The organism is Pedobacter ginsengisoli, from assembly GCF_002736205.1.
Lineage (GTDB): Bacteria > Bacteroidota > Bacteroidia > Sphingobacteriales > Sphingobacteriaceae > Pedobacter > Pedobacter ginsengisoli_A.
The window spans coordinates 1,219,520-1,241,417 of the sequence record NZ_CP024091.1 but is presented as its reverse complement, the minus strand read 5'-3'; the positions used below and the strand labels follow the sequence as shown (position 1 = coordinate 1,241,417).

General features: G+C 38.9%; 19 protein-coding genes. 8 read left to right on the top strand and 11 right to left on the bottom strand.

Annotation, left to right across the window (positions count from 1 at the left end):
- A complete protein-coding gene (locus CPT03_RS05060; RefSeq protein ID WP_099437821.1) occupies positions 1-2,331 on the bottom strand; it encodes a TonB-dependent receptor in 2,331 nt (776 codons plus the stop codon).
- Positions 2,332-2,389: 58 nt separating this feature from the next.
- The gene (locus CPT03_RS05055) at positions 2,390-4,882 is read right to left on the bottom strand and encodes a ThuA domain-containing protein (protein ID WP_157766359.1); all 2,493 of its coding nucleotides are present in this window, start codon (positions 4,880-4,882) and stop codon (positions 2,390-2,392) included.
- 206 nt (positions 4,883-5,088) lie between these two features.
- Between CPT03_RS05055 and CPT03_RS05050 the strand changes: the two genes are divergently transcribed.
- Genes CPT03_RS05050 through pdeM form a run of 4 tightly spaced genes read left to right on the top strand, consistent with a single transcriptional unit; the run spans position 5,089 to position 10,833 of the window.
- A complete protein-coding gene (locus CPT03_RS05050) occupies positions 5,089-6,087 on the top strand; it encodes a ligase-associated DNA damage response exonuclease (protein WP_099437820.1) in 999 nt (332 codons plus the stop codon).
- Positions 6,084-7,676, top strand: a complete 1,593-nt coding sequence (locus tag CPT03_RS05045; RefSeq protein WP_099437819.1) for an ATP-dependent DNA ligase — start codon at positions 6,084-6,086, stop codon at positions 7,674-7,676. Before CPT03_RS05050 ends, CPT03_RS05045 begins: the two co-directional genes overlap by 4 nt.
- Entirely contained in the window at positions 7,673-10,195 is a 2,523-nt protein-coding gene (locus CPT03_RS05040; RefSeq protein ID WP_099437818.1) for a ligase-associated DNA damage response DEXH box helicase, read from the top strand. The genes CPT03_RS05045 and CPT03_RS05040 overlap by 4 nt, the downstream gene beginning before the upstream one ends.
- Complete coding sequence (gene pdeM, locus CPT03_RS05035) at positions 10,192-10,833, top strand: ligase-associated DNA damage response endonuclease PdeM (RefSeq protein ID WP_099437817.1); 642 nt, start codon at positions 10,192-10,194, stop codon at positions 10,831-10,833. Before CPT03_RS05040 ends, pdeM begins: the two co-directional genes overlap by 4 nt.
- Here pdeM and CPT03_RS05030 read toward each other — a convergent pair.
- Genes CPT03_RS05030 through CPT03_RS05015 form a run of 4 tightly spaced genes read right to left on the bottom strand, consistent with a single transcriptional unit; the run spans position 10,830 to position 14,109 of the window.
- Positions 10,830-11,441 carry a hypothetical protein gene (locus CPT03_RS05030; protein ID WP_099437816.1) on the bottom strand — a complete coding sequence of 204 codons (612 nt, stop codon included), beginning with the start codon at positions 11,439-11,441 and terminating at the stop codon, positions 10,830-10,832. The genes pdeM and CPT03_RS05030 overlap by 4 nt on opposite strands.
- Positions 11,442-11,483: 42 nt before the next feature.
- Positions 11,484-12,752 (bottom strand): adenosylmethionine--8-amino-7-oxononanoate transaminase, encoded by a 1,269-nt coding sequence (gene bioA, locus CPT03_RS05025; RefSeq protein WP_099437815.1) that lies wholly within the window; start codon positions 12,750-12,752, stop codon positions 11,484-11,486.
- Positions 12,749-13,189: an NUDIX domain-containing protein gene (locus tag CPT03_RS05020; protein WP_099437814.1), complete on the bottom strand. Its 441-nt coding sequence runs from the start codon at positions 13,187-13,189 to the stop codon at positions 12,749-12,751. The genes bioA and CPT03_RS05020 overlap by 4 nt, the downstream gene beginning before the upstream one ends.
- Positions 13,186-14,109, bottom strand: coding sequence for a cation diffusion facilitator family transporter (locus CPT03_RS05015; RefSeq protein ID WP_245869977.1), 924 nt, complete (start codon positions 14,107-14,109; stop codon positions 13,186-13,188). The genes CPT03_RS05020 and CPT03_RS05015 overlap by 4 nt, the downstream gene beginning before the upstream one ends.
- Before the next feature lie 189 nt (positions 14,110-14,298).
- Between CPT03_RS05015 and CPT03_RS05010 the strand changes: the two genes are divergently transcribed.
- Positions 14,299-15,492: a pyridoxal phosphate-dependent aminotransferase gene (locus CPT03_RS05010; protein WP_172954138.1), complete on the top strand. Its 1,194-nt coding sequence runs from the start codon at positions 14,299-14,301 to the stop codon at positions 15,490-15,492.
- 205 nt (positions 15,493-15,697) lie between these two features.
- On the top strand, positions 15,698-16,489 hold the full coding sequence (locus CPT03_RS05005) for a carbon-nitrogen hydrolase family protein (protein ID WP_099437812.1): 792 nt from the start codon (positions 15,698-15,700) through the stop codon (positions 16,487-16,489).
- Positions 16,490-16,683: 194 nt separating this feature from the next.
- Here the strand turns inward: CPT03_RS05005 and CPT03_RS05000 are convergent, their stop codons facing one another.
- Positions 16,684-17,925: an ABC transporter permease gene (locus CPT03_RS05000; protein ID WP_099437811.1), complete on the bottom strand. Its 1,242-nt coding sequence runs from the start codon at positions 17,923-17,925 to the stop codon at positions 16,684-16,686.
- 174 nt (positions 17,926-18,099) lie between these two features.
- Between CPT03_RS05000 and queA the strand changes: the two genes are divergently transcribed.
- Positions 18,100-19,149, top strand: a complete 1,050-nt coding sequence (gene queA / locus CPT03_RS04995; protein ID WP_099437810.1) for a tRNA preQ1(34) S-adenosylmethionine ribosyltransferase-isomerase QueA — start codon at positions 18,100-18,102, stop codon at positions 19,147-19,149.
- Positions 19,150-19,210: 61 nt separating this feature from the next.
- A complete protein-coding gene (locus CPT03_RS04990) occupies positions 19,211-19,894 on the top strand; it encodes a 2-C-methyl-D-erythritol 4-phosphate cytidylyltransferase (protein WP_099437809.1) in 684 nt (227 codons plus the stop codon).
- A 70-nt stretch (positions 19,895-19,964) separates the two neighbouring features.
- Here CPT03_RS04990 and CPT03_RS22765 read toward each other — a convergent pair whose 3' ends face one another.
- The 4 genes from CPT03_RS22765 to CPT03_RS04975 all read right to left on the bottom strand — a co-directional run bounded on the left by CPT03_RS22765 (position 19,965) and on the right by CPT03_RS04975 (position 21,884).
- A complete protein-coding gene (locus CPT03_RS22765; RefSeq protein ID WP_152542334.1) occupies positions 19,965-20,126 on the bottom strand; it encodes a lmo0937 family membrane protein in 162 nt (53 codons plus the stop codon).
- 136 nt (positions 20,127-20,262) lie between these two features.
- Entirely contained in the window at positions 20,263-20,484 is a 222-nt protein-coding gene (locus tag CPT03_RS04985; protein ID WP_008240955.1) for a DUF2795 domain-containing protein, read from the bottom strand.
- Between the two features lie 84 nt (positions 20,485-20,568).
- Positions 20,569-21,117 (bottom strand): cob(I)yrinic acid a,c-diamide adenosyltransferase, encoded by a 549-nt coding sequence (locus CPT03_RS04980; RefSeq protein WP_099437808.1) that lies wholly within the window; start codon positions 21,115-21,117, stop codon positions 20,569-20,571.
- Positions 21,118-21,125: 8 nt separating this feature from the next.
- Positions 21,126-21,884: an ABC transporter ATP-binding protein gene (locus CPT03_RS04975; protein WP_172954214.1), complete on the bottom strand. Its 759-nt coding sequence runs from the start codon at positions 21,882-21,884 to the stop codon at positions 21,126-21,128.
- Positions 21,885-21,898: the final 14 nt, after the last annotated feature.

The window sequence follows — 21,898 nt, the reverse complement described above, 5'->3', positions numbered from 1 at the left end:
TTAGAATTTAAAATTCCAGGTTACCGATGGAATCAGGCCAAACAAAGTGGTACGCACCACTTCTGTTTTTGAAACATCATCCGGGTTATCTCTAAAATCAATTGCAAATGCATTTTGCCTGTTATACACATTGTAGATACCAAACGACCAGCTCGACTGGAGCTTCCTTCCCGGCTTTCCTTCAAGGGTAGCAGAAACATCAAGGCGATGATAAGCAGGTGTACGGTAGCCATTTTTTTCTGTATAATAAAATGCAGTACGTCCATTTATCTGATATTTTCCACTTGGATAGGTAACTGCATTTCCTGTATTGTAAACAAAAACAGAAGAGAAAGTCCACCTGGCGCCTGCTTTATAAATACCAACCAATGATAAGTCATGTGTTCTGTCTTGCTTTGCATAAAACCATTTCCCTTCGTTTATAGCATCAAACTGACGTTGTGTTCTCGACCACGTATAGCCAATCCATCCATTAAACTTGCCAAATCTTTTCTTCAAAAAAAGCTCTATACCATATGCTTTACCATCGCCATACAACAAATCGGCTTCTACATTACCATTACCTCTTAAATCGGTTCCGCTTCTGTACTCAATTTGGTTTTGCATCCATTTATAATACAACTCTGCAGAAAACTCATAGTTGTTATCACCAAAGTTTCTGAAATATCCTGCTGCTATCTGATCCGCAATTTCCGGCTTCACATTATTGCTGTTCATAATGTAAAGATCAGTTGGAGAAGTTGATGTTGAATTAGACATCAGGTGTATATTTTGAACATTCCTGGTATATGCGGCTTTTAATGAACTTGCAGAGCCTAACTGATAGCTTGCAGAAATTCTCGGTTCCAGATTAAAGTAGGTTTTAACCACTTCGCCCGCATTATAAGAGGTTGTTCCGGTTGTATTTCCATCTTCATCATAAGTTTTAAAATTGCCGGGGCCTAATAAAGAGAAACCACTTAACCTAAGTCCGTAAACCAGGTTCATTTTATCGTTTACCGCCCACTCGTCAGATAAGTATGCTGCAAGTTCCAGCCCCTTACGGTTTTCGTAAGTAGTTGCATTAACACTCGATGCGTCACTTGCTGTAAGTTTACCTGGTGCAATTGTATGATGAATGGCATTTAAGCCAAGCTTTAAACTGTGCGAGCTGCTTAAGCTATATTCAAAATCCTCTTTTAAATTAAAATCCTTAATAGATGAATTTACTTCGAAGTTGTTCTCTTCCATTAGATTTTGAATCACATAATTATAATTACTGTATATCAGAGAAGTATTTGAAAACAGCCGGTCGCTATACAAATGGTTCCATCGGAGGGTAAACGTAGCATTACCCCAATTAAAGCCAAATGCATCTGTAATGCCAAGTTTATCACGCCCAAAATAGCCCGATAAGTACAGTGTATTTTTATCGTCCAACTCATAATTGGCTTTAGCGTTTACATCATAAAAATACAGCGTGTTACCACTTATTGCACTATCAGGTGATAATGCTAAAAAGGCATCCAGATAGGTTCTGCGGGCACTAACCATAAATGAGCCCTTATCTTTAACAATTGGCCCTTCTACTTTTAATCTTGATGAGATCAGACCAATTCCCCCTTCGGCAGTATAATCCTTACGGTTTCCATCATTCATCTTAATATCCAGCACCGAAGCTAATCTGCCTCCGTATTGTGCCGGCATGCCCCCTTTATAAACACTTAAATCTTTAATAGCATCAGAATTAAAAGTAGAGAAAAAGCCAAGCAGATGCGAAGCATTATATACAGGAGCTTCATCCAGTAGTATCAGGTTCTGATCTGTAGACCCACCCCTTACGTAAAATCCGCTATTTCCCTCTCCTGCCGATTTAATTCCTGGTAGTAACTGCAAGGTCTTGAGCACATCACGTTCTCCAAGTAATACCGGTACATTATTGATCTCTCTGATATTGATTTTCTGAAGCCCCATTTGCGGACTACTTACATTACCATCTCTTTTATCAGCTGAAATAACCACTTCATTTAACTGATTATCAGTCGGGAGCACAAAACTCTGTCTAACGTTCTTTGAGATGGTTATAGATTGTTTTAATGTTTTATAGCCAATAAAACTTACAGAAAGTTCATATACTCCTTCCAATGCACTTAAAGAATAAAACCCATATGCATTAGTTACAGTACCGGTTGCCTCGGTACCCGTAAGTATAATACTGGCACCAATTAAGGTTTCTCCAGTCCCTTCGTCGGTAACTACACCACTAATTGTAAATTTATTCTGAGAAAAAGCAAATTGACAAAAACATATAAATAATAAAAGTATCGGTACAAATCTCTTCGCTATTGGCATATATACTTAGTCTTTCGTAAAAATAGAAAAGAAAATCTATTCCATCACTACTATCAAACTATTTACCTTTACCTGCTGTCCATAATATCGCATTGCTTACCATTCTTTTCCAATCGCTGTTCATAAGCAAGTCTGGCGAGTGCCCCATAAAAATATAAACATTCTTTGCCTTTACCTTTGTGTTTATCCATACCACAGGATGGTCGCCCATTTTGAACTTAGAATCCGGTCGGTAGCTCGATTCATCTACATTGGCCAGCACATGCACATTTAACCTTGGGCTTTTATTGTAAGTATACCATTCTTCTGTGTCTACTTTAAATGATGGCGATACCCCATTCATTACCGGATGGCTTTTATCCTCTACCCTTACATTGGCAGATGCAAAGTCAGCAATATAATTCGTGAACCTTATACCGCCCATAAAATTAGAAAACCAGTTCCACATAGGATACCCATCAAACTCACCAAGCAAGGTAGCATGATGAAAGCCTAGCCATCCACCCTTCCCATTGTCTATATAATCTTCAAAGGCTTTAACCGCATTTGGTTTCCAGGCATAAGGAGGGTAATCTAATTGAATAACAAGCTTATACTGCTTTAAAAAGGTACTATCTATTTTATTTGTATTGTCAATATAATCAATTACAAAGTGATGCTTTTTAGCAAATTCATCTAACCATGGCCGCGCTGCTTTAGTAAAAGCAATATGGTGACCTCCATTTTCGGCCAAAGCCAAAACTTTAAATAGCGGCTTATCAATTTTAGGTTCATTTAATGTCTCTATTGCCGTTAATGCCTGTAAAAACCATGCAGCGTGAGGTATCCATTGCTCTGTCCACCGCCATTCATTTCCTCCCGCCTCTGTTTTAAAATCTATGCCACTCCCATCGGCATTTCCGTCTTTCCCTGTAATGCCATTAGAAATCCCTCCCTTTTGAGATCCATGACCAAACAAACTCGCCATATAAGGCACATTTTTCTGTCCAAAGCCATACATAAAACACATAGAGTAAGGATTGCTGCCCAAAATCCATGAAAGTTGCTGTTCGGCATAAAGCTCAATATCTTTTCTTACCCCCCAACCGCTTTTTTCAGGGTAAATGAGTCGACCACCAAGTAACGATGCAGTAGCTAAGGAACCCAGGCGTGCATTTTCTCCCTGCCACCACCAGCCTGTTTCATTTTCATGAGGTATAAAAAAGCCTTGCTTCACCTTGCCATTTAGTTTAAAGTACTGCCTTGCATATCCAAAGGGGTTATTAACAGATTTGGTAACCTCCAAATTACCATCTATAGCTTTCTTTATTACAGCAAGTGTTTGCGTTCTGTATTTGGTTTCCTGTTCCTTATCAAGATAACGAACCAAAGCAACAACCGGTAACCCAGCATCGGCTGCATGCCAAAAAGGTCTGTCCTTATCATCGGCTATAAAATATCCCTTATCAGTTATTCTATTCCTTAAATTTGAGGCTCTTTTACGTGCTTCTTCTTTATAGTAGGAACTATCTGTGGCTACCCACAATTCTGTAGCGGCCATTAATGCGCAATAGTCATCAATAATGTTCTCCTTTCCATCATCAGTATATTTCAAATTATTTACAGCCAAATGTGCATATGCTCTTTCAGCAGCTTTAAGGTATTCATTAGCCTGATAATCACCATTTCTGCCCCATAAAGAAATGCGGGCCAGCGAAGCAATTGCCATACCTCCTCCTTCTCTAAATGCACATTGATAGTCTGCTGTAGTAACGCTGTTCGCTTCCAATCCTACAATTCTTCGGGCACTTGCATCCTGTTTAAAATAACTAAATACAGTCATGTAAAAATATCCCTCATCAGATAAAGACCGCATCATGTAATCGGCACCCCATAGCGCTTCCGCTTGCAAATCCTCTTTCATTTTCAGTTTATCCAGTAGCACTGGCATCTTCTCGGTTGCATTAACCATTGACCATACAACCAAAGGGATCTGTTGTGGCGACATAAAGTTTGCATACGCCAAATGAGAAAAGTATTTGCTGATATCTCCCGATGCATCACCCCAGCCCCCATGTACATCTACTCTTTTTTCACTACCAAAAAGCAACATCTTTTTATCGGCTTCTAATTCCTGAGGGGTGTTGGCACGCTGCTTTTTATAATAATTGATAATGCTGGGCAGGGTATTCACCGCAAGTGCCTGGGCTGAAATATCAAAGCTTGCCGAAGTACAATGCTTCCCTTTAAACAGCACATCAATTTTATATTTCCCCGGCTTATTAAATGAAGAAAAATCAGCTGTATAAAACTGGCGGTCAGGAAACCATTCCGCAACAGAGCCTGCGGTTTTAAGAGCGGCACTAAAACTGATCTTTTGATCAGAAGCATTAATCAACGTAAACTTTTTTAATTCCAAAGAGCCACCTTCCAGGCTAATTACAGCCTGCTTTGGTCCTGCTAAATCGTAAGCCACCTGGTTAACGTGAATTACAGGTTGCGCTTTAATGGCAAAAGCAGATGCAAAAAGAAATATTAAACTTGCGATGGCAAATTTCAAGCGTTTCATCATTTTTTAGAGAGGTTTTAAATACATCGGCAAAATTGCTTCATGGCATTCTCAAAATTAGCATTATTTTCTTCCCCTAACAGGATTCGTCAACCACTATTTAACACAACAACCTAAAAAACAACAGTTTAACATACAGCTGTAGTATTATTGTAGGGGCTATTAAAATGCTCCGAAACTTTAACTATCTTGATTTTGTTTATTACCACATGGCATTAATTAAATTTACAAGCAAGGGTATTTATTGTACACAAGGTGATTTTTATATTGACCCATGGAACCCCGTTAACTACGCGGTAACCACTCATGGGCATTCAGATCACGTAAAATGGGGTAATAAAGCCTATTTATGTCATGACCTTACAAAGTCAATTCTTAACCATAGGTTAGGCCCCGACCTGAATATACAAACCTTGCCATACTATAAGCAAATTACCATTAATGGAGTTAAATTAAGCCTGTTTCCGGCAGGGCATGTTATAGGCTCAGCCCAGATAAGGCTTGAATATAAAGGCGAGGTATGTGTAATATCCGGCGATTATAAAGTAGAATACGATGGAATAAGTACCCCATTTGAGCCTGTGAAGTGCCATACTTTTGTTTCTGAAAGCACTTTTGGTTTGCCTATTTATAAATGGCAGCCCCAGCATCAGGTTTTCGATCAGATTAAAGATTGGGTATCAGGAAATAAGGACAAGAACAAAACTTCGGTACTAATGGCCTATAGCCTGGGCAAGGCCCAAAGGCTTATAAAAGGGTTAGCAGGTTATGAAGATATATTTGTGCACAGCTCTATTGCAAATTTAAATGAAGGCTTTATAAATGCAGGTATAAATTTGCCTCAAACCATCAGGATTAGCCCCGAAACTAAAAAAGAAGACCTGCAAAAAGGAATTATTATTGTACCACCAGCCCTTGCAGATGGTAAATGGATAAAATCGTTAACAAATCCGGCTACCGCAGTATGCTCCGGCTGGATGCAGGTTAGGGCTGGCCGGAGATGGCAAAGTGCTGATGCAGGTTTCGCATTAAGCGATCATGCCGATTGGCCAGGCTTATTATCGGCCATTAAAGCTACCCGGGCAGAGAAAGTATTTATAACCCACGGCTATACAGCTACCTTCTCTAAATACCTGAATGAAATAGGCATTGAATCTGAAGAGGTAAAAACCCAATACGGGAATGAAGAGGAGGAGGAAAAATCGTGAAACGCTTTGCAGAATTGATACAACAGCTTGAAACAAGTAACAAAACAAACGATAAAATTGCCGCCCTTGTAGACTATTTCAATGAAGCTGACGACCTGGATAAACCGTACGTAATAGCCATGTTTACCGGCAAACGCCCTAAACGCCCGGTAAGTACTGCTTTAATTAAGCTGTGGGCTATTGAACTGAGTAGGCTACCCGAATGGCTATTTACAGAAAGTTATCATAACGTGGGCGACTTAAGCGAAACTATTGCGCTTATACTACCTCCACCTGCTCAGATCTCTAATCGTAAATTACATGAATGGATAAAGGACCTGGCTTTATTAAATGGACAAGAGGACAGCCATAAAAAAACCTTTATTGTGAACGCCTGGAACAGTTTAGAAACAAGGGAACGGTTTATATTTAATAAGCTCATTTCGGGAAATTTTAGAATAGGTGTATCCAACAAGATGCTTGTAAATGCACTGGAAAAACAAAGCAGCACTGATAGCAGCAAAATAATGCACAGTATTATGGGTAAATGGGAGGCTGCAGACATCTCCTATAATGACCTTATTGCAGGTACTCACGTAAATACCGACAACTCCTGGCCCTATCCCTTTTGCTTGGCTTACGCTTTGGAAGCTGAACCTTCTGGTCTGGGCGAGCCAGGCGAGTGGCAGGCCGAATGGAAATGGGACGGTATTCGCGGACAAATTATTAAGCGGAATGGGGAATTGTTCATATGGTCGCGTGGCGAAGAACTCGTAACAGATCAGTTTCCTGAGCTTCATTTTCTGGCTACTGAATTACCGGATGGCACCGTACTGGATGGAGAAATACTTTCAGTAAAGGATAGCAAAATACAGGCTTTTAGCATACTACAACAAAGACTAAATAGAAAAACTATCAATAAAACCCAGCTTAATGACGCCCCAATAGGTTTTTACACATACGACCTTCTTGAACATAAAGGCCGTGATTTAAGGGAAGAACCACTTGCAAACCGCAGAAAATTGCTTGAACAAACCATTAGCCAATTAGCAGATCAGGGTATTGTAGCATTGTCGCCCGTTGTTATTTTCAGTAACTGGGCGGAACTGGCAGAGCTAAGAGAAGGTTCAAGAGCCATTAATAGCGAAGGTATTATGCTAAAAAAGCTAGATTCATCATATCACTCCGGAAGAAAACGTGGCGATTGGTGGAAATGGAAAATAAACCCTTATACTGTTGATACGGTAATGATTTATGCGCAAAAAGGAAGTGGCCGCAGGGCGAACTTCTTTACAGATTATACCTTTGCGGTAAAGGATGGCGATCAATTAATTACTGTTGCCAAAGCTTACTCTGGTTTAACTGATGCTGAAATTAAAGAAGTAGATAGTTTTGTGAAAAAAAATGCCCTGGAGAAGTTTGGTCCCGTACGCACGGTAAAGCCTGAACTGGTGTTTGAAATAGCTTTTGAAGGTATAGCCGAAAGTAAAAGGCACAAAGCAGGATTGGCATTAAGGTTTCCACGAATTGCCAGGTGGAGAAAAGACAAAAAGGCCGATGAGATAAATACGCTTGACGACCTTAGGCAATTATTACAATCTACTTTATGATACTGGAAAATAGCAAGGGGTATAAACAGGTAATAAACTGGCTAAAACTTAATAAAAAAAGGCCTTTTAAGTTTCAGACCGACGCATGGCAGCATTACGCCGAAGGTTATAGCGGACTGGTAAACGCCCCTACCGGATTTGGCAAAACCTATTCTATATTTTTAGCTGTAGTAATTGATGAGTTAAACAAAAGAGCTGAACTGAAAACCAAAGCACTTAAAAGCAAAACCAAGACGGGATTAAAACTGATCTGGATAACACCTCTCCGATCTTTAGCCAAAGATCTGGCACGTGCCATGCGCGAGGTTTGTGATGAATTGCAACTGGACTGGATAGTGGGCGTTAGAAATGGAGATACGCCACAAAGTGAAAAGCTTAAGCAGAAAAAACAAATGCCAGAAGTGCTGATTATTACTCCTGAAAGCATGCACTTATTGCTGGCACAGAAAAGCACCTTTAATTACTTTGATCAGTTACAATGTATAGTTGCTGATGAATGGCACGAACTGCTGGGCAGTAAACGAGGGGTAATGGCTGAACTGGCCATTTCAAGAATTAAAGGCCTGCTACAGGAACAGCATCCGGAAAGGCTATTGAGAATTTGGGGAATCTCGGCAACAATTGGCAATATGGAACAGGCTATGGAGGTACTGGTACCCTATACTGATCTGCTTAAAGCCATAATAAAATCTGATATTAAAAAGAAAATCGTTATTAAATCAATACTACCAGATCATATAGACATGCTGCCCTGGGCAGGTCACTTAGGCCATAAACTAGCCAACAAACTGATCCCAATTATTAACAAGAGTAAAACCACTTTAATATTTACCAATACACGGGGGCAGGCCGAACTATGGTACCAGACCTTGCTTGCCCAGGATGAGAACCTTGCAGGTTTGCTTGCCATTCATCATGGTTCTATAGATTATGAGTTAAGAAACTGGATTGAAGATGCACTGCACTCAGGAGTGCTAAAGGCGGTGGTTTGCACCTCTTCATTAGATCTGGGTGTTGATTTTAAGCCTGTAGACACGGTGGTGCAGATAGGATCACCAAAGGGTGTGGCCAGATTTTTACAGCGCGCCGGGCGTAGCGGCCACTCGCCAAATGAAACTTCTAAAATCTATTTTTTACCTACCCATGCACTGGAACTTGTAGAAGCCGCAGCAATTAAGGAAGCTGCAAAGACTGAAGATATTGAAAGCAGAGAGCCTATAGTGATGTCGTTTGATACGCTGATCCAATACCTGGTTACCCTGGCCGTAGGTGACGGGTTCGACGACGAAAAGATCTATTTTGAGATTAAGCAAACACATGCTTTTAAAGAAATATTACCACAGGAATGGAATTGGATTATGCAATTTATTACTACAGGTGGAGATAGTTTAACAGCTTATAATGAGTTTAGTAAAGTAAACAAAAGCACAGATGGACTTTGGAAAGTAGAAAACAGGCAGATAGCAATGCGCCATCGCCTGCACATAGGCATAATAGTTAGTGATGCAATGCTTAAAGTAAAATATCTTACCGGAGGCTATATAGGGATGATTGAAGAATCTTTCATATCCAGGATGAAACCCGGCAGCAGTTTTACCCTTGCCGGCAGGGTACTTGAATTTATTATGGTAAAGGAAATGACAGTGCTGGTTAGAAAGAGTAAACTGAAACAGGCCATTAGCCCCAGCTGGATGGGTGGCCGCATGTCGCTAACTGCCAACCTTGGCAGTGTACTCAGAAAAAAATACAATGAAACGCTGGATAAACAGCACAGTGATGAGGAGCTTGATTTTATATTGCCGCTGTTTGAACGCCAGGCAAAGGTATCGCACGTTCCTAAAAGTGACGAATTTTTAATTGAACTGATCAATACTAAAGATGGCTATCATTTCTTTGCTTATCCTTTTGAGGGCAGGCAGGTTCATGAAATAATGGCTGCATTAATAGCCTACCGACTTGGCCGTGTACAGCCCATAAGCCTTTCTATTGCCATGAACGACTATGGCTTTGAATTGCTTAGTGAGCAGCCCATCCCTCTGGAAGAAAACGTCATAAAAGACCTTTTTAGTCCTTTAAACCTTACCGACGACATTGTAGCCAGCATTAATGCAACAGAAATGGCAAGACGAAAGTTCAGGGATATTGCCTGCATATCGGGACTGGTTTTTCAGGGATATCCCGGAAAATATGTTGCCAATAAACATTTACAATCATCATCGTCGTTATTTTTCAATGTTTTTAGCGATTATGATAAACATAACTTATTATTGCGCCAGTCGTACGATGAGGCGTTTTATCAGCAGATTGAAGAGCCTAGACTGGCCGCAGCACTACACCGCATACAAGCCAGCAAGATTGTTGTGGTAAAGACTGATCGTTATACACCACTGTGTTTCCCTATAAAAGTTGACAGTTTAAGGGATAACATGAGCAGCGAAGAGCTAAGCCAGCGCATTGAGAGGATGACTTCGGAAACAGAAAAAAGAGTACAGGTAAAAAGAAAAAAAGCAACACAATGATTATTGACTGTAAAGGCGAGCAACTGATATTAAGTAAGGAAAGGGCTATATACTGGCCTGTAAAAAAAATGCTCATCATTAGTGACTTGCATATTGGCAAATCTGCCCATTTCAGAAAATCGGGCATACAGGTTCCCAACCTGGTAAACCAGACAGACCTGCAAAGATTAACTGCACTTATGTTTGAATTTAATCCTGATACCCTGATTGTTACAGGTGATATGTTCCACAATAACATTAACAGTGATGCAAATGGCTTTATGCACTGGCGACAGCGCTTTGCGAACCTTAAAGTTATCCTGATAAAAGGAAATCATGATACGCTAAAGAATGAAGATTATGAGGCTTTAGACATAGAGGTACACCAGAAAGAGCTGTTGCTTTGGCCCTTTAGGTTTATTCATGATAGGCCTGTTGAACCAGATGAATATTACAGCATAACGGGACACATACACCCCGGGGTAATTATTTACGGCAAGGCTAAGCAGCAATTAAAGTTTCCTTGTTTTTACTTTGGAAAGCATTGCGCTATAATACCTGCTTTTAGTGTTTTTACGGGGTTGAAAATATTAGATGCGGAGCAGGGTGATTGCTTTTATGCCATCACCCCGGCTAAGGTTATAGCTATAAAAGCCTAATTAAGTAATTGCTTACCAAGATTATTCATCCATGAATTGAACATATCCTGTTCAATTTTGATCACTATTTCAGCATGTTTTTCCCAATCCTCATCAAAACTTTTAAGCTGGTTCAACATTTCTTCCAGGTGCCCTTCTTCTTCCAAAATAATCGATTTAACGGTTACTTTACTGCTAGCAGCGGTTAAAACATCCTGATAAATGGGATACAGCTCATCTGCACGCACTTCAATTGCATAGGTTACAAAAAGATAAGCTGCAAACTTTAGTTCATATCCGCTTAAATTAAAATGCTGTTTCAGGTAACGGCAAACTGCTACATCTAAGGCGTTTAAATAGAATTTGGTATCGTTAGGAGCCAACAACTCGCTATTAGTATAGGTTTTGCAAAGATCACCCTCTAATTTACCAAGCTGCTTTTTTAAATAATAAGCGTGGCGATGTTCCTCGGCGGCATGCTTAAGAATAATAAGATTTACGTTTTCTTTATGCTCAGACGCAGAGATTTTTTTGGCACCTGCATTTTCCATATATGATAAGGTATTTAACCATTTGGCATGCAAAAGGTTATCACTTACAATGCTCTCTAAAATCGTTTTAATGTTCATTACTATTTTTATTAATAAAATATAGCCGGTAGCAGGCTACCTTTATATATCGTTTAGTGCTTCAATAATAGCTTGGTAAATATAGTCCAGATCTTCGTTACTGATTACATATGGAGCTAAAATGTAAATAATATTACCAAGCGGCCTCATAATAATACCCCTATCCAGAAAATAGTCATACAGCTGATTCCTTAACCCACTTAAATAAGAAGTATCAGTGCCTGTTTCCCATTCCATCACCAGTATGGTTCCTGCCTGCCTAACATCTTTAAGTTTTGGGTGTCCCTTTATCCGTAAAGCAAATGTTTCGTGCTTAGCTACTACCCTTTGAATGTTTTTAAGCGTTTCTGGATTTAACAAAATATCAAGGCTAGCCAATGATGCTGCGCAAGTTACCGGATTTGCAGTAAACGAATGGCCATGATATAAGGTTTTGAGTTTATCATCGCTCCAGAAAGCATCAAATATTTTTTTGTTACATGTAGTTATCCCCATAGGCATAGTGCCACCTGTAAGCCCCTTAGACAAACAAAAAATATCCGGACGGGTATTTAGTGCTTCGCAAGAGAAGTACTTACCAGTACGCCCAAAACCGGTCATAACCTCATCAGCAATGGTCAGTATTCCATGTTTCTGACAGGTTTCTATTAGCTGGTCCAGGTATTGAGCTTCGTACATTAGCATCCCTCCGGCACCTAAAACCATAGGTTCAAATATAAAACAGGCTACTTCGTTAGAAAGATAATTGATCTTTGATTTGAGCTGCTCTATATTTTGTTCATTTGGCAGATCTATAAACTCTACATCAAACAACAATGAAGCAAAAGGATCAGTAAAAATACTGCGGCCACTTACAGACATTGCGCCAAAAGTATCACCATGATAAGCCTCTTTAAATGCAATAATTTTAGTGCGGGGCTGCTTGGTAGTATTAACCCAATATTGCAAACACATTTTAATAGCCACCTCTACTGCTGTAGATCCGTTATCGCTATAAAACACTTTTTCTTGCTTACCCGGCAATAATGGCAACAAGCGCTCTGCAAGCTGTACGGCCGGCTCATGTGTAAAGCCTGCAAATATTACATGCTCTAAAGTGGTTAACTGAGCTGCAACTTTTGCGGCAATATGAGGGTTCGAGTGCCCATGAATGGTAACCCACCAGCTGGAAACAGCATCAATATAGCGCTTGCCGGTTTCATCAAATAAGTAAACACCTTCTCCTCTTATAATTGGGATATGTGGTGCTGCATCTTTCATTTGCGTATATGGATGCCAGATTACTTTTTTATCCCTTTCAGCTAAACTCATTGGTTTCTTTGTTTAATTAATAGTTCTACTACAGTTTTATCTGTTTTAAAAGTTACATGGTCTGTTTTAAGATCCTGCAGATCAACCCATCTAAATGATTGCAGGGTGTTTTCATCAAAATCGAACACTTCAGTTTTAAAATTCAAAGCTAAGGGGTGCAATGCTTTTACGGTGTAATAAATGCTTAAAATCTGACTGTCGTTAAAAGATGACTGCTCATAGAAGTCTGTAGTGTAAAGGTGATTGAGCACTTCAATTTCGGCATTGCACTCTTCCATAAACTCGCGTTTAAGTGCATCTATCAGCCCTTCGCCCAACTCCAGTCCGCCGCCTGGAAATTTACTGAATATCCTGTCGCCCGATTGCTCGTCGCTAATCAGCACCTGGTTTTCAGCATTAATTAGTAAGCCGTATACTCTTACATTAAAATAACTCATTGATCAAAATGTTTTTGATTTTTAGTGGCATTTTCAATTGTCCATTCAATCTCACCTCTAAAGGCCTCTTCCCGTACCGGACAATCCTTCATCTCACAATAATTACAGCAGGCAGGCAAACAAGGATCTGCATGAATAAACAGTTCCGTTTTGCAGTTTCCATTGCCATTTATAAGCTTATCGATACTTGAAATTTCCTGATGAACACGATTCAGATCAAAATAATAAGGAAGGGTAACGTGGCAGTCTACATGCAGATCGGCGCCATATTGCTGTGCCCTTAGGTTATGCACATCAATCCAGGCTTCCTTACGGTTCTTCTGTAAAATTTCAATAATGTTCTTTACAAGTTCAATATTACTTTCGTCCATCAGTCCACCTACCGAGCGCCTGGTAAGCTTGTATCCATTAAAAATGATGTACAAGCCAAGCAGAATAGAAACTGCACTATCCAGCCAATAAATCCGGGTAAGCTGTATTAAAATTATGCCAACAACCAAACCGGCACTTGTAATGGAATCAGTAAGTAAGTGTTTACCATCAGCTTCGAGGGTAATTGAATTCTCTTTCTTCCCAACATTGATCAGGTAATAACCAATTATTAAGTTTACAATTCCGGTAGCTCCAATGATACCGGCTCCTTCAAAAAGCTGATAAATTGGCTTAGGATAAATTAAATCGTAAGTAGATTTGAAGATGATGATCAGTCCGGCTATGGTGATTAAAGTACCCTCCAGGAAGGCCGAAAAGAACTCTACTTTACCGTGGCCATACGGATGGTTCTGATCTTTAGGAATGGTGGCCAGATAGATGCTGTAAAATGCAAAACTACTGGCCAGTACATTTACAATACTTTCTAAAGCATCGGTTAAAATTGCGTTAGACTGAGTAATGAAATAGGCTACAAATTTTGCCAGCATAAGCACTATACTAACGCATAGAGAAAGAAGTATCGCTTTTTTTTTAGGCTGCACTATATCGAGATTAGCCACCAAAAATACAGTTTCACTATTGAATTATATTAAAAAGTATTTTTTTTAGTTTATAATTCAGTGAGGTTCATATATTTGTTGTTGCACAAAATTAAATTTGCCCACGCACAAATTATTATGACATTTTTATCCAAAAGAATCAATAACCTATCTGAGTCACAGACAATTAAAATGGCTAAGTTAGGCAGAGAGCTATCCGCAAAAGGAATAGACGTTATTAACCTAAGCTTTGGTGAGCCAGACTTCTTTACACCAGAGTTTGTTAAGGAGGCTGCAAAGACCGCCGTAGATGAGAATTACTCATACTACACTCCGGTTTCTGGTTATCCTGAACTACGTAAGGCAGTTGCAGAAAAGTTATTGAGAGAAAATGGATTAAACTACAGTTTTGATCAGATTGTGGTTTCTACAGGAGCTAAACAATCACTTGCAAATGCTGTAATGTGTTTAGTTGATCCAGGAGATGAGGTCATTGTTCCTACTCCTTACTGGGTATCGTACTCCGAAATGATTAAACTTGGTGAAGGCGAAACCGTATTCATCAATGCAACAGTCGAAAACAACTTTAAAATTACTGGAGCTCAATTAGAAGCTGTAATTACTCCTAAAACTAAATTGTTCATGTTCTCTTCGCCATGCAACCCTACGGGATCTGTATACAGCAAAGAAGAATTAGCTGATTTAGTAGCTGTTTTTGAAAAACATCCAAACATCTATATCATTTCTGATGAGATTTATGAGCACATCAACTTTGTTGGTAAGCATGCTTCAATTGCGGAATTTGATTCTATCAAAGACAGAGTAATTTTGATCAATGGCTTCTCTAAATCTTATGCTATGACTGGCTGGAGAGTTGGTTACATGGCTGCAAATAAAGAAATTGCAAATGCTTGCGATAAATTACAAGGTCAAATCACTTCAGGTACGTCTTCTATTGCTCAACGTGCAGCTTTAGCAGCTTACCAGGGAGGTTTAGAAACTGTAAATGAAATGGTTGGTGAGTTCAAAAAACGCAGAGATATTGTTTACGCCTTGTTAAAAGAAATTCCGGGGGTTAATGTAAACCTTCCTGATGGTGCTTTCTATTTCTTCCCTGAAATAAAATCTTACTTCGGCAAAACTGACGGCACTCAAACTATCAACAGTGCAGAAGACCTAAGCTTATACTTACTTAACGAAGCTCACGTATCTACTGTAACCGGCGAAGCATTTGGAAATAACGATTGTATCAGGATTTCTTACGCTGCTGCTGAAGACAAACTTATTGATGCAGTTACAAGAATAAAAGCGGCTTTGGCTAAATTAAGTTAGTATCTAGTACATAGATATTAGTATTTAGACACTGACTATAACAATGAGGGCTATTCCAACAATGGAATAGCCCTCATTTGTTTTTCCAGATTTCTCACGGAGATATTAGAAAATAACAATAGAAAAGCTACCACGGTATTTGGCTAATTACATAATTTAGTAAAGATCAAAATGCTCATCAGCCGAACAAAAACTAAATACCAATATGAAAGTTGCCTTAGCATCGCCACCAATACCTAATTCCTTAGCCGAAGGATTAGCGAATTTAGAAAAACTGGTTAAGGATGCTTCTAAGCGCCAGGCAGAAATTATTTGCTTCCCAGAATCTTATTTGCCCGGATATCTTGGAATGGGATATGCACCTTCAGATCAAAGTGCTGAATCTTTAAAAGCTGCCTTAAATCGCGTTTGTGATATTGCCCGAATTCATTCTATCGCTATTATTATTCCCATGGACTGGCATGGCTCCTCAGGCCTGCAAAACCTTGCCTTTGTGATATCATCTGACGGCAAAACCCTTGGATATCAGACCAAAAATCAACTTGATCCATCAGAAGATAATATTTGGATTCCCGGTACTGAAAGACAAATCTTTGAGGTAAACGGAGTAAAGTTTGGGATCACCATTTGCCATGAAGGTTTTCGATATCCTGAATCGGTAAGGTGGGCAGCACAAAATGGAGCATCAATTGTGTTTCACCCCCAATTTACTGAAGATAAAGAAAATGGGAAACTACCTACAGAATGGGGTAGCATGAACAACCCATATTATGAAAAAGCAATGATCATGCGCTCTATTGAAAATACAATCTATTTTGCAAGTGTAAACTATGCCTCCAAATATATGGAGTCGGCAACTTCAATAATTAATCCTGATGGAACACTTAATGCTTATCAGAACTACGGAACAAGTGGAGTAATTTTTGCCGACATCGATCCCAATAAAGCAACTGGCCTGCTAGCAAAACGATTCAAAAATCAATTGTACTACAAATAAAGAATGATAACGCAGTCCATAAATATTTATCCAAATGACTTAATATTTATTGGACTAGCGAGTTTATGCTGAAGCACCATATTTAAAAACTAAGCCTTCTAGGAAAAGGCATAGGAAATTTTGTGCTTCTTCAGCGCAAAGGATTCCAGCCTTTGAGTAGTAATGCTTAGTTTTTAAGCAAAAATGAAGTCATATTACGAGCGAATTGCTTCTACAGGATCCAGCCTAGACGCCGCATACGCCGGCCAAAAACCCGATATAGTACCTATAATAACAGACACACCTATCCCCAGCATAATGTTCTTCATGAACAAGATCATTTCAAATCCGGCGGCACTGGCAGCCAAAGTTGCCAGGTAAACGAGGAGCAATCCCAGCAATCCTCCAAGCAAACACAGCGCTATTGCTTCAAATAAAAACTGAAGCATAATAAAATAGTTCTTAGCCCCCAGTGATTTCTGGATACCTATAATATTGGTACGTTCCTTAACTGAAACAAACATAATATTTGCAATACCAAAGCCCCCAACAAGAATAGAGAAGCCACCTATAACCCATCCTGCTAAATCAACCATTCCAAACATCGTATCTAGCTGATTAGATGCAATGGTACTCTTATTCAAAGAAAAATCATCCTCAACACCTGGTCTTAGCCTTCTTATTGAACGCATTGTCCCTTTTATTTCACTTTCAATTTCATCAAGTGCAATATGCTCATAACCCCTTACCGTAATTGAGGGGTCGTATCTGTCACTTTCAATATCCATTATACCTTTAGCAAAATTCAAAGGCATTACAATATTTTTATCTTGCGACATCCCCAAAATATCCTCACCTTCCTTTTTGAAAACACCGACCACGTTTAATTTTCGGCCCATAACTATAATAGATTTACCAATAGCAGGTTGTCCGTTAAATAAACCCTCGGCAACAAGGGCACCTATAAGAACAACAGGAGAACCTGCCCTTCCTTCATTATCGGTAAAATATCTTCCCTCCTGAAAATCCAGGGTCCATGTTTTATTAAAATCCTGAGAGGCAGCCCTAATACCAACCCCTTCTACAGAATTACTCCTGTATTTTATTGTACGCTCATTAGCCCAAATCTCATACGACAATCCTTCTGCATGCTCCAGGCGATCTCTAAGCAACTCATAATCTCTAAGTGATGGTTCTGGTCTGTTCACATATTTCCACCAGGGATAATCGCCAAAGCCTCCCCATGGCCATTTCTGAACAAATATGGTTTTAGAGCCCAGTTTATCTATACTTGCCTGCAATTTACTTCTAAAAGTATCAGCGGCAGAAAACACAAATATGATTGCAAAAATACCAATGGTGATCCCCAATAAGGAAAGCATGGTGCGAAGCTTATTTTGGCGGAGAGCATCAAATGCAAATCGAAAACTTTCGCCTATTAGTTTGAGAATGATCATAATTAATGTTTAGACCAAAACTAACCAAAAAGGTTACAGAAAAACATTATATAATATAAAAAATACATTTATGTTTATGATTAAAATCTATCTTGTTTATCTGGATGTAAGTTATTTGCAAAAAAGAAGATTATATTTTGTAAATTTGCGCCCTTAATTATCACATCGAAAAATATGAAGTTATCTCAATTTAAGTTTAATCTACCTGAATCATTAGTTGCCAATAATCCTTCAGAACAAAGGGACGAAGCCCGTTTAATGGTTTTGCACAAGGATAGTGGCAAAATTGAACATAAAATATTTAAGGATATTTTAGGTTATTTTGATGATAAGGATGTAATGATATTGAACAACACCAAAGTTTTCCCTGCCCGTTTATACGGAAACAAGGAAAAAACAGGTGCTACAATTGAAGTCTTCTTATTACGTGAACTGAACAAAGAATTACGCTTATGGGATGTTTTGGTTGATCCGGCCCGTAAAATCCGTGTTGGAAACAAATTATACTTTGGTGATGACGATTTATTAGTTGCTGAGGTTGTAGACAATACAACTTCACGCGGACGTACCATTCGTTTCTTATTTGACGGAACTGATGAAGAGTTCAGAAAAAACATCGAAATTCTTGGTGAAACTCCACTTCCAAAATACATTAAACGTAAAGCTACCGCTCAGGATAAAGAACGTTATCAAACTATTTTTGCAAAACATGAAGGTGCAGTTGCTGCCCCTACTGCTGGCTTGCACTTTAGCAGAGAACTAATGAAACGCCTGGAATTAAAAGGTATTAACTTTGCAGAAGTTACATTACACGTTGGTTTAGGTACTTTTAGATCTGTAGAGGTTGAAGATTTAACTAAACACAAAATGGACTCGGAACAGTTCATTATTGAGCAAAAAGACGCAGATATTGTAAATAAAGCTATTGAAGATAAAAGAAGAGTTTGCGCCGTGGGAACTACCTCTATGCGTGCAATAGAATCAGCAGTTTCTTCGAACAGAACACTTAAGGCGGCTAACGACTGGACTAGTAAATTCATCTTCCCTCCTTATGATTTCAGCATTGCTAACTCAATGATCACAAACTTCCATACTCCTGAATCCACTCTATTGATGATGGTAAGTGCATTTGGCGGTTTCGACTATGTTAGACATGCTTATGAAGTGGCTTTAAAAGAAAAATATCGCTTTTATAGCTATGGCGATGCTATGTTAATCATTTAGTGCTTATTTAGTACATAGTAATTACTATGTACTAAATACTACCTACTAATATCTAATTCTTATGAAATACTACGCCATTTTAGTTGCAGGTGGTTCTGGTAACAGAATGCAAAATGCTATAGCGAAACAGTTTCTATTATTAGATGGCAAGCCAGTGTTAATGCATACACTGGAAGCATTTCATCAATGCTCATTAAGCCCCGAAATACTTTTAGTACTTAATATACACCAACACACCTACTGGGAAGAGCTTTGCAGCACTTACAAATGTGCTATACCACATCAAGTAATAAAAGGTGGTGAACAACGATTTCATTCTGTAAAAAACGGCTTAAAAGCCATTAAAGGTAAAGGAATTGTAGCCGTGCATGATGCCGTAAGGCCTCTGATATCTTCCGAACTTATATCAAAATCATTTGAAATAGCCGAAGAAAAAGGCAATTGCGTTGTAGGCATCACTCCAACAGATTCTATTAGAAGATTGACAGGCAATCAAAAAAGTGAATCGCTAAACAGAAATGAGGTTGCTTTGATACAAACGCCCCAAACCTTTAACCTGGATATTTTAAGAAAATCTTATGAAAAGCCATTCAGGAATGAGTTTACAGACGATGCTTCAGTTGCTGAACATTCGGGTTTCGAGATTAATCTGATTGAAGGAGAAAGAGTAAACATAAAAATCACCTATCCGGAGGATCTTGAAATTGCCTCTGTTTTTCTTAAAAACAGGAAATCAACTCCATAGGGATTCTATTGAATCGGTGAGCGTACTTATAAATTTCGTTGGCACCCTCACCGACCAAAACCAGAACCTATTATGCTGCTCTATTGATAACTTTAAGAATAATTGCAATAACAGCAATAACTAATAAAATGTGGATTAAGCCACCAACATTTGGACCGAAACCATTAAAGAAGAAGCCAATGATCCACAGTATTACTAATACTACGGCAACAAGATAAAGTAGATTTCCCATAACGTTTAATTTTAGGTGTATGTTTTAGATAGATTTCAGGTTGTGTTAAACACTTCCATGACAATTCATGAACAATCATCGTTCCAAAAAAGAAAGGCCCCGGTATGCGGGGGCCTTTCTTTTTTATTAGTTATGGTTAATATTCGTCTTCATTAAAGAAGAAATCGTCCTTAGTAGGATAATCTGGCCATATTTCTTCTATGGTCTCATATGGTTCCCCATCATCTTCCAAAGCTTGTAAATTTTCTATCACCTCTACAGGTGCTCCAGATCGTATACCATAATCTATCAATTCATCTTTTGTTGCAGGCCATGGAGCGTCTTCCAAATGCGATGCGAGTTCTAAAGTCCAATACATATTTCTTTACTATTAAGTTATTCAAATTTATTCGCAAAAGTATATTAAAAAACCTGAGCAAAACAAACTTTTTTTTTACTTTTTTTAAAGCCGCGGAAGCCATATATTTTCTTCCGTTCCAGCATCCAAATTCAGTTTTCGTGCCAAAACAAATAAATAATCGCTTAAACGGTTTAAATAAATAGTCATTTTTTCGTCAACAAAGCTCTCTGTCGCCAAATGTACCGTTAAACGCTCTGCACGTCGGCAAATGCATCTGGCTATATGACAATAAGAAACCACGGTGTTTCCACCCGGCAATATAAAATGCTTTAATTCTGGCAATATTTCGTTCATACCATCTATTTCTTCTTCAAGCAATGTAATGTCGCTTTCATGAAGATCAGGTATTTTCATTCTTGACTTTTCAGGATCTGCAGCTAAAGAAGCACCTACTGTGAATAACCTGTCCTGAATTTGCTTTAGTGTTTCCTGGTGATGCTTATCAATATCATGGCACATGATTAAACCTATGTAAGAATTAAGCTCATCAACCGTACCATAACATTCGATACGCAAATGGAATTTTGGGACGCGGGTACCCCCAATCAATGAAGTTAATCCCTTATCACCGGTTCTGGTATATATCTTCATCAAGAATATTATACTATTTTCTCAAAATCACTACCTATTTTCTCCAGGTTACTAAGTCGTGGTGATACGGTTTTAATATCTTCGTTCTTATAGTCTTTCTCAACCAGACCATCACGCATACGCACAATACGGTGTGCATGCTGTGCAATATCCTCTTCGTGAGTGACCAGAATAATGGTGTTTCCCTTACTATGAATATCCTCAAGCAAGCCCATAATCTCTATTGATGTTTTGGTATCCAGGTTACCTGTAGGCTCATCGGCCAATATAATTGATGGATTATTAATTAATGCCCTGGCAACAGCTACACGTTGGCGCTGCCCTCCGGAAAGTTCATTAGGTTTATGGGTAATCCTGTTACCAAGACCTACGTTTTCTAAAGCTAGCTGAGCACGCTCATCGCGTTCCTTTTTAGAAGCCCCGGCGTAAATTAGTGGCAAGGCAACATTATCTAAAGATGTTGAACGAGGCAGAAGGTTAAAAGTTTGAAATACAAACCCAATCTCTTTATTTCTTACTTCAGCAAGTTCATTGTCAGTCATATGACTCACATTAATTCCATTAAGAATGTATGTTCCTTTACTTGGAGTATCTAAACAGCCCAAAATGTTCATCAGGGTTGATTTACCAGAACCCGAGGGCCCCATTAAAGCAACAAACTCGCCTTTATGAATATCAAGAGTAACTGATTTTAAAGCATGAATAACCTCTGAACCTATGACGTATTTACGGCCTATCTCTGTAATTTGTATTAATGCTTTTTCCATCATTTTTTTCTTTA

What these genes read in the sequence shown, in the direction of transcription:
- CPT03_RS22765 (WP_152542334.1), bottom strand. Translation starts at nt 20,126, where the DNA reads ATGGGAAATCTACTTTATCTTGTTGCCGTAGTATTAGTAATACTGTGG.
- CPT03_RS05030 (WP_099437816.1), bottom strand. Translation starts at nt 11,441, where the DNA reads ATGAACATTAAAACGATTTTAGAGAGCATTGTAAGTGATAACCTTTTG.
- CPT03_RS05055 (WP_157766359.1), bottom strand. Translation starts at nt 4,882, where the DNA reads ATGATGAAACGCTTGAAATTTGCCATCGCAAGTTTAATATTTCTTTTT.
- queA (WP_099437810.1), top strand. Translation starts at nt 18,100, where the DNA reads ATGAAGTTATCTCAATTTAAGTTTAATCTACCTGAATCATTAGTTGCC.
- CPT03_RS05050 (WP_099437820.1), top strand. Translation starts at nt 5,089, where the DNA reads ATGGCATTAATTAAATTTACAAGCAAGGGTATTTATTGTACACAAGGT.
- CPT03_RS04990 (WP_099437809.1), top strand. Translation starts at nt 19,211, where the DNA reads ATGAAATACTACGCCATTTTAGTTGCAGGTGGTTCTGGTAACAGAATG.
- bioA (WP_099437815.1), bottom strand. Translation starts at nt 12,752, where the DNA reads ATGAGTTTAGCTGAAAGGGATAAAAAAGTAATCTGGCATCCATATACG.
- CPT03_RS05000 (WP_099437811.1), bottom strand. Translation starts at nt 17,925, where the DNA reads ATGATCATTCTCAAACTAATAGGCGAAAGTTTTCGATTTGCATTTGAT.
- CPT03_RS05015 (WP_245869977.1), bottom strand. Translation starts at nt 14,109, where the DNA reads ATGCTGGCAAAATTTGTAGCCTATTTCATTACTCAGTCTAACGCAATT.
- CPT03_RS04980 (WP_099437808.1), bottom strand. Translation starts at nt 21,117, where the DNA reads ATGAAGATATATACCAGAACCGGTGATAAGGGATTAACTTCATTGATT.
- pdeM (WP_099437817.1), top strand. Translation starts at nt 10,192, where the DNA reads ATGATTATTGACTGTAAAGGCGAGCAACTGATATTAAGTAAGGAAAGG.
- CPT03_RS05020 (WP_099437814.1), bottom strand. Translation starts at nt 13,189, where the DNA reads ATGAGTTATTTTAATGTAAGAGTATACGGCTTACTAATTAATGCTGAA.
- CPT03_RS05010 (WP_172954138.1), top strand. Translation starts at nt 14,299, where the DNA reads ATGACATTTTTATCCAAAAGAATCAATAACCTATCTGAGTCACAGACA.
- CPT03_RS05060 (WP_099437821.1), bottom strand. Translation starts at nt 2,331, where the DNA reads ATGCCAATAGCGAAGAGATTTGTACCGATACTTTTATTATTTATATGT.
- CPT03_RS04985 (WP_008240955.1), bottom strand. Translation starts at nt 20,484, where the DNA reads ATGTATTGGACTTTAGAACTCGCATCGCATTTGGAAGACGCTCCATGG.
- CPT03_RS04975 (WP_172954214.1), bottom strand. Translation starts at nt 21,884, where the DNA reads ATGGAAAAAGCATTAATACAAATTACAGAGATAGGCCGTAAATACGTC.
- CPT03_RS05040 (WP_099437818.1), top strand. Translation starts at nt 7,673, where the DNA reads ATGATACTGGAAAATAGCAAGGGGTATAAACAGGTAATAAACTGGCTA.
- CPT03_RS05005 (WP_099437812.1), top strand. Translation starts at nt 15,698, where the DNA reads ATGAAAGTTGCCTTAGCATCGCCACCAATACCTAATTCCTTAGCCGAA.